This is a genomic window from Shinella sp. 838 (assembly GCF_029623935.1).
Lineage (GTDB): Bacteria > Pseudomonadota > Alphaproteobacteria > Rhizobiales > Rhizobiaceae > Shinella.
The window spans coordinates 1-12,015 of the sequence record NZ_JARSBQ010000037.1; the positions used below are offsets into that span (position 1 = coordinate 1).

Annotated in this window: 14 protein-coding genes; 7 read left to right on the plus strand and 7 right to left on the minus strand. The window is 54.4% G+C overall.

Translation table 11 applies throughout. The features are described 5' to 3' along the window. Positions 1–251: 251 nt before the first annotated feature. On the minus strand, positions 252–1,163 hold the full coding sequence (locus tag P9A16_RS35030) for a LysR substrate-binding domain-containing protein (protein WP_278026542.1): 912 nt from the start codon (positions 1,161–1,163) through the stop codon (positions 252–254). A 99-nt stretch (positions 1,164–1,262) separates the two neighbouring features. Between P9A16_RS35030 and P9A16_RS35035 the strand changes: the two genes are divergently transcribed. The 6 genes from P9A16_RS35035 to P9A16_RS35060 all read left to right on the plus strand — a co-directional run bounded on the left by P9A16_RS35035 (position 1,263) and on the right by P9A16_RS35060 (position 6,569). Continuing rightward, positions 1,263–1,481 carry a YdcH family protein gene (locus P9A16_RS35035; protein ID WP_130521312.1) on the plus strand — a complete coding sequence of 73 codons (219 nt, stop codon included), beginning with the start codon at positions 1,263–1,265 and terminating at the stop codon, positions 1,479–1,481. Positions 1,482–1,868: 387 nt separating this feature from the next. Further along, positions 1,869–2,852, plus strand: coding sequence for a TerC family protein (locus P9A16_RS35040; RefSeq protein ID WP_165909502.1), 984 nt, complete (start codon positions 1,869–1,871; stop codon positions 2,850–2,852). Positions 2,853–2,886: 34 nt separating this feature from the next. Next, the gene (locus tag P9A16_RS35045) at positions 2,887–3,192 is read left to right on the plus strand and encodes a hypothetical protein (RefSeq protein ID WP_130521316.1); all 306 of its coding nucleotides are present in this window, start codon (positions 2,887–2,889) and stop codon (positions 3,190–3,192) included. 427 nt (positions 3,193–3,619) lie between these two features. Then, positions 3,620–4,228 (plus strand): GTP cyclohydrolase I FolE, encoded by a 609-nt coding sequence (gene folE, locus P9A16_RS35050; protein WP_130521318.1) that lies wholly within the window; start codon positions 3,620–3,622, stop codon positions 4,226–4,228. A 38-nt stretch (positions 4,229–4,266) separates the two neighbouring features. Then, positions 4,267–4,974: an SDR family NAD(P)-dependent oxidoreductase gene (locus tag P9A16_RS35055; protein ID WP_245462427.1), complete on the plus strand. Its 708-nt coding sequence runs from the start codon at positions 4,267–4,269 to the stop codon at positions 4,972–4,974. A 47-nt stretch (positions 4,975–5,021) separates the two neighbouring features. Further along, entirely contained in the window at positions 5,022–6,569 is a 1,548-nt protein-coding gene (locus P9A16_RS35060; RefSeq protein ID WP_278026543.1) for a cryptochrome/photolyase family protein, read from the plus strand. 36 nt (positions 6,570–6,605) lie between these two features. On the opposite strand, the gene P9A16_RS35065 is transcribed toward P9A16_RS35060, so the two are convergent. From P9A16_RS35065 to P9A16_RS35090, 6 genes are all read right to left on the minus strand, one after another. Continuing rightward, positions 6,606–7,133 carry a lipocalin family protein gene (locus P9A16_RS35065; protein ID WP_272790541.1) on the minus strand — a complete coding sequence of 176 codons (528 nt, stop codon included), beginning with the start codon at positions 7,131–7,133 and terminating at the stop codon, positions 6,606–6,608. Positions 7,134–7,411: 278 nt separating this feature from the next. Continuing rightward, a complete protein-coding gene (locus tag P9A16_RS35070; protein ID WP_130521325.1) occupies positions 7,412–7,657 on the minus strand; it encodes a hypothetical protein in 246 nt (81 codons plus the stop codon). Positions 7,658–7,664: 7 nt separating this feature from the next. Then, positions 7,665–8,135, minus strand: coding sequence for a fasciclin domain-containing protein (locus P9A16_RS35075; RefSeq protein WP_130521327.1), 471 nt, complete (start codon positions 8,133–8,135; stop codon positions 7,665–7,667). Between the two features lie 302 nt (positions 8,136–8,437). Continuing rightward, entirely contained in the window at positions 8,438–9,331 is an 894-nt protein-coding gene (locus P9A16_RS35080) for a DUF6671 family protein (RefSeq protein WP_278026544.1), read from the minus strand. After that, positions 9,283–10,343 (minus strand): IS630 family transposase gene (locus tag P9A16_RS35085; protein WP_443020602.1). Its coding sequence is split into 2 segments (ribosomal slippage): positions 9,283–9,822 and positions 9,825–10,343, totalling 1,059 coding nucleotides; the frame shifts between segments, so codons are not numbered across the junction. Before P9A16_RS35085 ends, P9A16_RS35080 begins: the two co-directional genes overlap by 49 nt. A gap of 238 nt (positions 10,344–10,581) precedes the next feature. Continuing rightward, positions 10,582–11,499, minus strand: coding sequence for a LysR family transcriptional regulator (locus P9A16_RS35090; RefSeq protein ID WP_130521385.1), 918 nt, complete (start codon positions 11,497–11,499; stop codon positions 10,582–10,584). 117 nt (positions 11,500–11,616) lie between these two features. Between P9A16_RS35090 and P9A16_RS35095 the strand changes: the two genes are divergently transcribed. Then, positions 11,617–11,931 carry a hypothetical protein gene (locus P9A16_RS35095; protein ID WP_278026545.1) on the plus strand — a complete coding sequence of 105 codons (315 nt, stop codon included), beginning with the start codon at positions 11,617–11,619 and terminating at the stop codon, positions 11,929–11,931. Positions 11,932–12,015: the final 84 nt, after the last annotated feature.

Below are 12,015 nucleotides of genomic sequence, written 5' to 3' on the forward strand. Positions count from 1 at the left end.
CTTCCATCACGATGGATTAACTCCGGCGACTGGCAAAACTTGCCTGCGGTGTCGCGCAGCCAGCAAAAGCCTGCCTCTCGTCGCCAAAACGTCCGGTGCTATGCATTAAGGCGGCTAGACCCTACCCGCAATCATAGACAGCCATGAAATCCAGCTACACTACTCTATGGGACACGATCGCAATTCGTCTTTCATTGATCTCGCGAACTATCTTGGCGGGAGCGTTGTAGCTCGCGGCTAATACACTATGCTCAGGCAATCCCAACGTTTTTCGAAACCTCATCCGCCTCGTTTGCCAACGTCTCGTAGTGCGTTTGACGCCCACTGCTTTCTCGCCAATAAAATCCTACCTCACGCCGCTCGCTCCAATCGTCGATTGACAGCAACTTCACATCGTCCTCCTCTCTAAACTCCGCGCGTGCGTAAAGCTCTGGGAAGAGCGAACATCCCATTCCGATCGAGACCATTTGACGAATGGAATCAAGGCTTGTGCCTTCGTAGTCGTCAACAACAATGGCGCCCGAAGCTGCTGCCAGATGGTGCACGTTTTCCATGAGTCTGTGACCACTGCCGAGTGCCAAAAGCGTTTCATCGACAAGATCAGAAATCCCAACCGACCGCTTATCCGAAAGTGGGTGGTCTGCGGGCACGCCTAAGAATAGTTTCTCGTTCCCAATGCGTCGAAACTTTAAATCCGATCTCTCAGGCGCCGGTCCAAGACCGCAGTCCAGCGCACCCGCCGCCACGGCGTCTTCAATGTCGACCGGGCGGTCTTCTCGAATGTAGATTTTGAGACTTGGAAACTTGCGATGAAGGCCAGGAAGAAAACGCGGAAGAAAGTAAGGACCGAACGTCGGCGCCGTTGCGAGCCGCACTACTCCGCCTAGAGTTTTCGTATCGCCGACCGCTCTGTCGACTATGTCGTCGACCGACGCAAGCGCCAGTCGAGCGCCTCGCGCGATCTCGGATCCAATCGGTGTGGTGATGACGCTGCTCGGTGTGCGCTCAAAGAGCGTGACGCCTAGGGACTTCTCCACCAATCCAACCTGAACGGACAGGGTCGGCTGCGAGACATGGCAGTGTTTCGCGGCTCTCCCGAAGTGCCGCAAGTTATCGAGCGCGACTATGTATTCCAGTTGGCGAAGAGTAGGGCGGTAGGGCATATTTCCTATAGTTATGAACTATCGCCGGAATTGCAACAATGAATTGGAACTATTGGAGAGATTACCCGATGTTTGTGTGGTCAACGAAAGGAAAATCAAATGGACCAGTTCTTGAAGTCACTTCGTAGCCGCAAGGCGCATGTCCAGTCTCGTATCGACGACGAACAGTCGCGGCCAGCACCAGATGTCCTCCGCTTGAGCGCGCTTAAGAAATTGAAGCTGCGTTTCCGGGAGCAGATCGAGCTCATCGAGCGTCACAACCGCCAGAGCACACCGGTCCTCATCCCTGTCGTCAGACGAAGATCATTCAAGCTCTAGAGTAAGGGATGACAATGTACAAATACATCAGCCTACAAGATCACAGATCTTGAGAGGCTAACGACGCTCTTCACAAGCTCGTCAGTGGCTACCGAACGCTCAAAAACGATTTGGGACGCGCTCAGTCGGTGTGAGTAAGACTACTATGTCCTGACCAGACTATCGCAGTTGATCGCTGCGATGCGTGGGTCACATCAGAGAAGAGCTGGAAATTCGGCGAAAGGCAAGGTCAGCTCGCCGAACGCAGGAATACACTTTTGTTCGTCCCAGCAGCGGACCCATCCCCCTCAATTTCCTATCGCAGTCCGGGCCCCTCTGACGAAAGATGCCGGTCCTTTCGTGATGTCGGACTTCAAAAAAACAGGATCGCCGGCTGGAGTTTCTCACGTGGAGTTAACGTTTCTTTTCGCTGATTGGCTGGGAAAATCCGCCTGGATGTGGCTAGGGTTCCTCGGTATCGTGCTTGCACTCCTGATTTTTGACTTGGGCGTTCTCCACCGCGAAAGCCGCGAGATCGAGGTCAGGGAAAGTCTGCTTCTCTCATCCGTCTACGTTTCGCTCGGCCTAGCCTTCGGAGGATTTATCTGGTGGCAGCTCGGTCCTGAATCGGGGATGAACTATCTCACGGGTTTCGTGGTGGAAAAGACCCTGGCGCTCGACAATGTGTTTGTCATCGCGCTGATCTTTTCCTTCTTTGCCGTTCCCCGGATCTACCAGCATCGCGTGCTGTTTTGGGGCATTTTGGGTGTGATCGTGCTTCGCGCGATCATGATCGGAGTGGGTGCAACACTCGTCTCTCAGTTCTCCTGGGTGCTCTATGTCTTCGCCGCCTTCCTGATCATCACAGGCGTCAAAATGTTCTGGATCGGCGATAAAGAGCCGGAGCTGGCTGGCAATCCCATCATTTCCTTCCTTCGCCGGCGGCTAAACGTCACTGAAGGGCATCACGGTCAGGCCTTCTTCGTGAAGAAACAGGATCCACTAACCGGCCGCTTGACCTGGTTTGTCACACCGCTGTTCCTAGCTTTGATCATGGTCGAACTCGCCGATATCGTCTTTGCAGTCGACTCGGTTCCTGCGATCTTCACGATCACTACAGACCCGTTCATCGTCTACACCTCGAACATCTTTGCGATCCTGGGACTTCGCGCGCTCTACTTCGCACTGGCAGCCATGATCCATCGATTTAAATATTTGAAGCCGGCCCTTGCCATCGTTCTCGTGTTCATCGGCTCAAAGATTTTTGTCGCAGATCTGCTTGGCCTCGAGAAATTTCCCGCCGCGCTCTCGCTCGGGATTACCTTCGCTATCATCGCGGCGGGCGTGTTCTGGAGCCTCGTGAAAACACGCGACGACACGAATCCTGCTTAAACATCGTTTTATCAAAAGCTAAGAGAACGGCCCAATGATCTCTGATATTTTCGTAAGCCTGGTCGCATCCTTCGTTGTCTATCCGCTGCAGGCCGAAATTGGGGAGAAGGTGCGGGCAGCCCGCCAACCGGTGGCGATCCTCGCACAAGCTCAAGCCTGCATCGCGTCGCAAGGACCGAAGCTGATTGAGCGCGCCACTAGCGACTGGGGTTGGGCTGCGACGACGGCGATCCGGGTCTCGGTTGGCTTTACACGTAGAGAGGATTTGCTTGATCGGAAAGATCCGGCCTGCTCTGACGTGATCCGAGCGCTGAATGCGTCAGCTGTGAGCGGCTCTTGATCCGTGTGCAGAGTACACGCAACGGAGATGAATGCACGCTGCTCTCTGACGGCGAAATCCGCGGTGTGGCATCGCGCCATGCACAAACTTTTGATTGTTGCTGGAGCTTCACGCGGTTTTTGAGTTCAAAGTGATCTACGCTTTCGGTGAAAAACTGCTTCTTCTCCAAGCATATGTGCCGCTCCAGTCGGGGCTGCGACAGATGAATAGCCGGATTAAATCCGATCGATGGTTCACTGGTTGGCAGTTGTGCGATCATGCGTCTGGCAAGGGGGTTACCGAGACGCAATCGCGATTGAAGTTTTTGACGAGGGCCTTCGCCATTCCGTGGATTGAGAGCCTCAGATCAACGCAGATGTACGTCCACACATTGATCCGAAACAGCCCAATCCGCGTAAAACGGGAGAGATGTATATGGAGAATTTCAATGGATGCTGTCGCCAACCAGGGCTGCCGTTTGTCAGCGGCATATCGTCCGACTCAAGAGGAAGCGGAAGAAGCAGTGCGGACTCTTCTTCGTTGGGCCGGAGACGATCCCAACCGGGAAGGCTTGCTTGAAACGCCGAATCGGGTTGCGAAGGCGTATCGCGAGCTGTTTTCCGGCTACGAGGTGGTGCCGGAGGATGTTCTTTCCAAAACGTTCTCAGAGGTAGCTGGTTACAAGGACATGGTTCTTGTGAGGGACATCGGGTTTCATTCCCATTGCGAGCACCACATGGTGCCGTTTCATGGGATCGCCCACATAGCCTATATTCCGGACAGGGGCGTGGTCGGGCTTTCAAAGCTGGCTCGGCTGGTCGAACTTTATGCCCGCCGGCTTCAAACCCAGGAAACCATGACCGCGCAGATCGCAAAGGCTCTGGATGAATGCCTCCGGCCGCAGGGTGTTGCAGTGATGATCGAGGCTGAGCACATGTGCATGGCGATGCGAGGCATCCGCAAGGAAGGCGCCAAGACGTTGACCACCGTGTTCACCGGCCAGTTCGATGTGTCGGCGGAGCGGCAGGCGCGCTTCATGATGCTGGCGCGGAAATGAAACGCTTACGGTGACTGTTGCAACCTAAAGAGCGTGAAATGACCGAAACGCTGATGCGATCATTATCTCACGGGTACTCCGCCTTGGTCCTTGGGGCGAGCGGCGGAATAGGTCAGGCGTTTCGCTGGCAGTTGGAGATGGATGCCGGCTGCGGCAAGGTCGAATGCCTTTCGCGTAGAGATGACGCTTTCGATGTTACGGACGAATATTCTGTGCTGCGCGCCGCCGACAGGATGAAGTCGGAGGCATTCGATCTTATCGTCTGTGCTACAGGCGCACTGACCATCAATGGGCTCGGACCAGAGAAGTCGCTTCGTCAAATTTCACAGCACTTAATGATGGCGCAATTTGCGCTCAATGCCATAGGACCTGCCTTGATACTCAAGCATTTCGTTCCGTTGCTCGCGCGACGAAAGCGCGTGATCTTTGCAGTTTTGTCGGCGCGCGTGGGCTCTATTGGTGATAATGCGCTCGGAGGATGGATTTCCTACCGTTCGTCCAAGGCCGCTCTCAATCAGATCGTTCACACCGCCGCGATTGAAGTGAGCCGGACGAACCCCTCATCCTTGCTCGTCACCGTGCATCCGGGCACCGTTAAAACAGACCTGTCCGCGCCATTCGCGTCGGGGCACAAGCGTTTCGAGCCCAATGATGCAGCGCGCCGCATCCTGGAGATGCTCGACGGTCTGACGCCGGACCGTACGGGCGGGTTCTTCGCCTATGACGGAACCGCCATCGCCTGGTAGCCGTAGATTGGTGCTCCATATCCACACGGTTTGCAAAGTCGCCTCCCATGAGCACTGTCCGCAATCTCATATTCATACTCGGCGATCAGCTGACGTGGTCGCTTTCGAGCCTTGAAGCTGCCGATCCCGGGCGGGACATCATCTTGATGTGCGAGGTGATCGAGGAAGCCACCTATGCACATCATCACAAATTGAAGATGGCGCTGATCTTCTCGGCCATGCGGCATTTCGCCATCGAGCTTCGCGAAAAAGGCTTCGACGTCCGATATGTCCATCTGGACGATCTAGACAACACGGGTTCGTTCACCGGAGAACTCGACCGCACGGTCGCGGCAATATCGCCAAAGCGCATAATCGTAACCGAAGCGTCCGAATGGCGCGCTCTTCAAGCCATGAAACCTTGGAAATCTGCGTTTGGCTTGCCAGTGGAAATTCGCCCAGACACCCGGTTTCTGGTGTCCAAACAGGACTTTCAGACATGGACACAAAGCCGCCGCGCGCTGACGATGGAATATTTTTACCGCGACATGCGCCGCCGCACCGGTCTCCTCATGAATGGAAAGGATCCGGAAGGCGGACGGTGGAACTTTGACGCAGACAATCGCAAGCCCGCCCAGGCAGACCTTTTCCGTCCAACGCATCCACGCTTTCCGCCGGACGCGGTGACACGGGATGTCCTCGACCTCGTCGAGCGCACGTTTCCGCGTAATATGGGGTCGACGGCCCAGTTCTCCTTTGCCGTGACCCGCTCCGATGCACAAAAAGCGGCGGATGCCTTCGTTCGAGACTTCCTTCCCGATTTCGGCAAAACGCAAGACGCAATGCTGAAAGAGGAACCATTCCTCAACCACGCGCTCTTGTCCTTCTATATCAATATCGGCTTGCTGGATCCTTTAGAGATATGTCGGATGGCCGAACGTGCCTATCGGGAGGGACACGCGCCGCTCAATTCCGTCGAGGGGTTTATTCGACAAATCATCGGTTGGCGCGAATACATCCGCGGCATCTATTGGCTGAAGATGCCGGGCTACGAGAAGAGCAACATTTTCGATGCCAAACGACCCCTTCCGGATTTTTTCTGGACCGGCGAAACGGACATGGCCTGTGTTTCATCCGTCATTAAGCAGACGATGAAACACGCCTATGCGCATCACATCCAGCGCCTGATGGTCGTTGGAAACTTCTCGATGCTGTCGGGCCTGGACCCCTATGCTGTCCACGAATGGTATCTGGCCGTCTATGCCGACGCGTTCGAATGGGTGGAATTGCCCAACGTCATTGGCATGAGTCAGTTTGCCGACGGCGGCTTCATGTCGTCCAAGCCCTATGCCGCGAGCGGCGCCTACATCGCACGTATGTCAAACTACTGCGGCGGATGCCGATACGACGTTTCTAAGAAGAGCGGGAAGGACGCCTGTCCGTTCAATGCCCTGTATTGGGATTTCATCGTTCGAAACGCTGATAGCCTCTCCACAAACCATCGTCTCGCCCAGATTTACTCCTCTTGGGATCGTATGCGCCCTGAAACAAGGAAGGCGTATCGGAACAGCGCATCCACGTTTCTGAAGAAGCTGGACGATGGTGAACGGGTTTGAAAAGGCGACATCCTTCAGCGATTCATTCGATACGTCTCACTGAGGCGGAAACTCTAGCTTGCGCACGTTATATCCGAGTTCGCTCGCTTTACTTATCATACGCTCGAGCTTCGTCTTGGAGGGGACGGCACGGGCATAGATCCAAAGGTCCGTCATGGATGGATTGGCGCTGATGAACCAGGATTTGTCAGGTGATTTGTAGAGCACCCAGTAGTTGAACGTGATCAGCAACGGGTAGCGAACGCGCATCTTCGCATTCGTCGATCCAAAGTCTTGGATCTTGCCGTTTCCGCGAACTGTCTTGAGACGGCCGTCCGGCGTCTCCATTCGGCAACCATCCTCAACCAAGACCTCGTTCGGTGCTTTACCTTGTCGGTAGGTCGAGTAACCCGCGACGCATCCGTCCGTCAGGAGCATGGGTGTGCGACCGATCTCTAGCCAAGTGCCGCGGTAGTGATCCAGCCCGACTTTGACGACCTTGGGGGCAGCGTATGCAGCCCCACCACCACCTGACAGGAACGCTGCCAACAGAGCGGTGCCGACCGCGAGCGTGAGGTGTTTCATGAAGTTCTCCCTAGTGTAGGTTATGATCTCCGTGGCGCACTAAGCTTCAGGTATTATATTAATGTAGTCCTTATAATAAATTAGATAAAAAACATAAAGAATTAACGCCGTAAATTCGAAAATATTTACGAACAATAAGGGAATATTTTTTCCTAGGATCATTAATGATCTTGTCTCTCGCGATCTTCCGAAACCGAAAGCCAACCTGCTGATCTGCAAAATAGCATTACGGCTTCTTCCGCTTTCTTCTTGTTTGGAAACGGGCCCTCAAGGTAGTGCTATCGGCCGTTGAATTCGACGAATACTCCTTTTCCAACAACATCATAGATAATGTTTGGTTTGATTTCGCCGGCCATTTTAGACTCCGACACTTTATAACGGTTTCTGTTTGCTTCCATACCTGTAGTTTTTTGCAGGCCTTCTCGAGCGATATTTACAGGAGCCGTTTTATTTAAGTTGAAAATGCAATGTAAATGGTGGCGCCCCGCGTAAGCAGATTTAGTATCTAAAATGCGAGGCGCCATTACTACCTCACATCGGGGGCATGAGGACCTTGTCAATCACGTGAATAACGCCATTGTCGGCTGCTACGTCCGCATTCACGACTTTTGCCTCGTTGACAGTAACGCCATTGTCCAGATCAACGGAAAGGTCAGCGCCGTTAACGGTGGCTGCCTTCATGTCGTCTTTGAGGTCTTTTGACATCACCTTGCCGGAAACAACATGGTAGGTGAGAATTTTGGATAGCTTGTCCTTGTTTTCCGGCTTCAGAAGGTCCTCCACGGTTCCAGCCGGGAGAGCCGCAAAGGCATCGTCAGTCGGTGCAAAAACAGTGAAAGGACCGGCGCCTTTAAGGGTGTCGGCAAGGCCTGCTGCTGTTACCGCTGCCACAAGGGTCTTGAATTGACCATTTGCCTGCGCGGTGTCGACAATGTCAGCTGCGTGAGCGCTATACGCTGCGGAGGAAAGGGCGAGTGTGGATGCAAGAAAAAGTCTCTTCATTATGCGTTCCTTCCGTCTCTGTCGCGTGCCATACGCGGTTTTTGAACACCTTCATCTACGAGCACTTATAGAAATCGGATCAGTGAAGATGGCTTGGGTCCAGAAATTCCAATACTCTTTCTGACGGGAAGTACGGGAACAGTCCGGTGCGACAACTTTCGTAGGCCTGAAGACGCGCCGTGGCCATCGTACCGCCTCGTGCTCGCGGCGTAGAGAAGCACAATATGCGCTGTTTAACGTTCGCGGTGTGCTGAAGCAGTTTCGGGCATGATGCGACCATCGGTCAAAATCTTTAAGTGGTATTACGGGTTGCATACTGAGCAGAATGTCGGGGAAGCGCGCTCGCCATTTGACCTTTCAACTAACTGCTCATTGCCGCAAGCGGCGCAACCCATAACATCATGAGACGGCAATTGCGTTTGCGAATTACATTCGCTGCAGCATAGCCCCGCCGCTGTTCCAACCCAGCCCCACCCGGGATGGTCGCACTGGGGACAGGCGGTCATTAGGCGTTTGACAAAGCGCTTGCCTAGCTTGGCAATGACGGACATGCGTCGAGGGTTCATGTGCGCTCGCATGTCTGTCTGGATGCGCGCCAAGCTGCAGGGTGATTGTGTAACGGCTGTTCTGACCGCCTCGCTCAAAGCCGCAGCATCTCTTATGCCCTTTGCGGTCACCACGTCTGTGCCGACGACACTCACGATTAAAGCATACTGAGGATACTCAATCGCGTTCAAAAATTTGTCCGCTTCGTTGACGTCTTCCACGTCAATATGGGCAAAATTCGGAGACTCATCGATGATCATATCGACGATCTCGACCCCGGATCGGATATCGAGCCATAAGATAAGCTCCCGACCGAGCGGAATGAATGGGTGTGGACTGTAGGAGCCTTCACTTGCGATGCCGATCGGCAGGCCGCTTAACGCGGCCGCCGCTTTTGCTTTTGCTCGAGCGGCGTCGAGTATGGTGCCCGCTCGCTTCACTTCGCTGGTGAAGGTTCCGAAGCTATCCGTGTTGAGATCGCGAGGAACCGCCAGATGAACATCTATATCGGCAAAGGAGGGCGAAAGCGCTGCCTCCTTTCCGTGCATGGTTCCAAGCGCAACCTGCCTTGGTAACTTGGAGTAATACGGCCCCTCACTGATCAAAACCCATTGGCCCAATTTCTGCGCCCGATCGACATGATGCGCCATGGCTGGCTTTCGAGCTTCCGCCAGGCATCGCAGCAATGATCGACGATGTCGTCGTATGATTTGAACAGGCGGTTTGATAACCAGTTGTCGCGCATGAAATGCCAGAGGTTTTCGACCGGGTTCAGTTCCGGCGATTTCGGTGGGAGTGGCAGAATGGTGATGTTTTCGGGCACGACGAGATTGTTGGCCATGTGCCAGCCTGCCTGATCCATGATGAGGATAGCGTGCGCGTCGGCATCGACGTGACGGGCGATTTCGGCCAGATGCTGGGTCATTGCGTAGGTGTCGCACCATGGCATGACCAGCGCCGCCGCCTTGCCGAGCTTCGGGCAGATTGCGCCGAAGATGTAGGCCGACCTTGTGCGCTGATCGTGCGGTGCTGAAGGCCGCGTTCCTCGCCTGGCCCATCGGCGGGTGATCTTGTTCTTTTGCCCGATACGGGCCTCATCCTGAAACCAAATCTCTATGCGTTTTCCTCGGGCCGCTCCAGCGGCAATCTCTGCCACTGCGGCGGGGAAGCTTTTTTAAAATCCTCAATGGCTTGAGGGTCTTGTGCGTGATGTTTGGGCCGGACAGCCAGCTTGCGATAGCCCATAGCCCGGACTTCACGGCTCAGCGTTTGCTCGCTCACCGAAACGCGAAACTCTTCCCAAAGCCATTGTGCCAGATCGCACAGACGCCAACGAACAACGCCGTCGAGATAGGGTGTCGGCCCACGCTCGATTGCTTGCGCCAAGGCCGCACGCTGCTGATCGTTCAACCGCGACTGCGGACCGGGAGCCTTGCCATTGATCAGGCCTTGGGCACCGTGTTCGTTGAACCGCATGACCCAGTCCCGGACAATTTGGAGCGTGACGCTGCCGAGGCGGGCGGCATCGGAACGCGAGCCTCCATCGTAGATTGAGGCGAGCGCCAAAAGACGGCGCGCTTGGGCGGCATCCCTCGTCTGCCGCGCCAGCCGCCGCAGACCGTTTTCATCAAAATCCGCCCGTAATGAAATCCCTGATCGCATCGCAGACCTCCGGTTTGCACCAGAGATTCAGATTCACCGCGCTTTGGGAAGGCCAAAGAGTCGAAGTCAGCGAGGCGGCGTATAAATTGATGACGAAAGGCTCGAATCCCTGGATTCTGCGTGGACGAGCGTGCATTGTTTGCGAGATAGATCAGAAATATTCACTTCAGCTGCTCCAAACGATCGCACTATTCTCCATAGCGCGCGAACTGGAGCTCTAAAAATTCATTGTTTCGATCTATTCATTCTTTTTAATGAATGGGTTTTCTGTAGTCGCTGCGGCTTTGAAGGGTTTTAGCAGAAATGATACGAGCGGATTTGGGAAACGACGTTTCACGGTTATGGCGTAAAATGTCTCGACCATGCCCGGAAGGGCGTCGTACTCGATGAGCTTGCCGGTCTCCAGTTCACCCTTGACAACGATAGGAGGAAGAACGGCAAGACCGGCTCCTTCCAGAGCGAGGACGCGCATCATCGCCATATCGTCCACTTCTGCAGCAATCTGAGGTGTGATTCCAAGTCGTGCTACGAGAGCGTCAAATTGCGAGCGAACCCCACTTTCGAGCGACGGAAGAACGACGGGGTGGTCGGTGAGGAGATCCACAAGGCTAGCACGAGATTTACTGTAAGGCATTTTGCCCACTAAGCTCACTCGCTGTTGATAGATTTGCTGGGTGACAAATGGTGTGACGGAATCCGTCATTGGGGCTTGATTCAGCAATACGATGTCAAGGCTCAGTGCCTCAAGCGCGCCAAGCAATTCGCTTGTACTACCCGAGCGCAGTATCATATCGACGTCTGGGCGCCCGAGGATCGGCCGCAAGAACTCAATCTGGAAATTGCGAGAGAGTGTCGCGAGCGAGCCTATCCGGATCGCACGGCGGGTCCTGCCGGTTTCCTTCAACGTCTCGACGAGTTCCTGACCTGAGGCGAAGATCGCGTCCGCATGATCGAGCGCGATACGCCCCGCTTCTGTTAGAAATAACTGCCGTCCGCGGCGCTCGAAAAGGGCATGGCCCAAGCGCCCTTCCAGCTGCTTTATCTGTGTGGAAAGAGCCGACTGAGAGAGGTTCAGCCGTTCAGCCGTACGCGTTAAATTTCCATCGTGTGCGACGGCACGAAAGTAGCGAAGGTGATGATAGTTCAACTCTGACATCATTCCAATTTATAGAACGATTTCGTGAAAACAATGAATTTTTTCCATCTCTAGCCGGGTGATAACAACGCCTCGTATCGACGCTTTGCCAAGTGTCGAATGTGCATGGAGACCTTTATGATCACGAGTCTTCCCTTAATAGCGCCGCTGATCCTTGCGGGTGCTTCCTTCTATTGTTTTACGGCGTCCAGCCTTCGGCCTCGTCTGGCCGTGCGCATAGCTGAATTAACGGCTCTTGCCTCGATTGTCGTTGCAATCCTGTCGGGCATCGTGCTCGCCTTGAATGGACCTGTAACAGGTCTGGCAATCGGGTACGATTACTTTGCATTCTCCTCGCGCCTCGATCTGGTCAGTGTCCTGATGCTGTTGCTCGTCTCATTCATTGGCTGGATAGTGCGTACGCATCCGGGGAAGGACGCCTTGCTGTTTTGAGAATTTTGGTGAGGCTCCGGCTATATCGACGTCAATATAGCCAGTGTTTTACCCATGGATATCATTCGCAGCGGTCGCCCGCAG